Here is a 760-nt window from a genome sequence, read left to right as displayed (position 1 = left end):
CCCTCGTTGTCGAGAACCAGTCGCACGGCGCGTTCGCGGACCTCAGGGGAAAACTTGTTCGTCGTCTTGCTCATGATGCTCCATCCTACTCAAGAGTCGGAGCCTCCGGCAAACCCGGCGCGGTTCATTTCGAGGGCTTTGCTGCCCCCAAACTACCGAGACATTTTCCGATGTGGATACGGCTTCCTCAACTAAGCCATTCACCCCAGCCGCATCGGCTTTGATGGCAATACCAACTGCTCGAGCGCCAACTTCCGAAAGCGGACCCCGCCTGCAATCGCTGAGAACACCGGCCGCATTGCACGCCAGATTGATCGCAGAGATCGTTGCCTGTGTAAGCTGGCCATCCACATCACCATTGTAGATGCCGCGTTGCTTTAACATCTGCTGGACTTCAGTCACAAAGCCATTTGGATCTGACGCGGCTCGCCCAGCCATATCATTTTGGGCAAGCGCAGGCCCACAAAGAGGTAGGCCTAAAATCAATACGCCGCTTAGATTTCGAACAGCACACATTTTCAACCTCGGGTTTCGTGTCGCTTTCAAAGCTAGCTGAAGACCCGCAAGAACTGGCTCGCTGAGCCTGCGGCTGCGATTGTGGTCGTCTGATTTCCGTGTTTGAGCAGATTTGGCGCGGCGTTTGGCGATCGGCGGTGCCCATTGACGGCGTTTCCCGGTCATCCGGGCAGACTCATGGCGCGGTTGCGCGCTTTTCGTGGAAGACGAGGCGGTCGAAGTTGTAGGCCAGATTGGCCAAGGT

At 56.6% G+C, this 760-nt stretch carries 1 protein-coding gene; it reads right to left on the bottom strand.

Going from position 1 to position 760, the window contains the following annotated elements:
• Positions 1 to 42: 42 nt before the first annotated feature.
• Positions 43 to 681, bottom strand: coding sequence for a hypothetical protein (locus HKD40_RS17640; protein WP_169197072.1), 639 nt, complete (start codon positions 679 to 681; stop codon positions 43 to 45).
• Between the last annotated feature and the right edge of the window lie 79 nt (positions 682 to 760).

The sequence above is a fragment of the Devosia sp. MC1541 genome, from assembly GCF_012847305.1.
Taxonomy (GTDB): domain Bacteria; phylum Pseudomonadota; class Alphaproteobacteria; order Rhizobiales; family Devosiaceae; genus Devosia.
The sequence above is the reverse complement of the archived record's forward strand: the minus strand, read 5'-3'. Positions and strand labels throughout refer to the sequence as shown.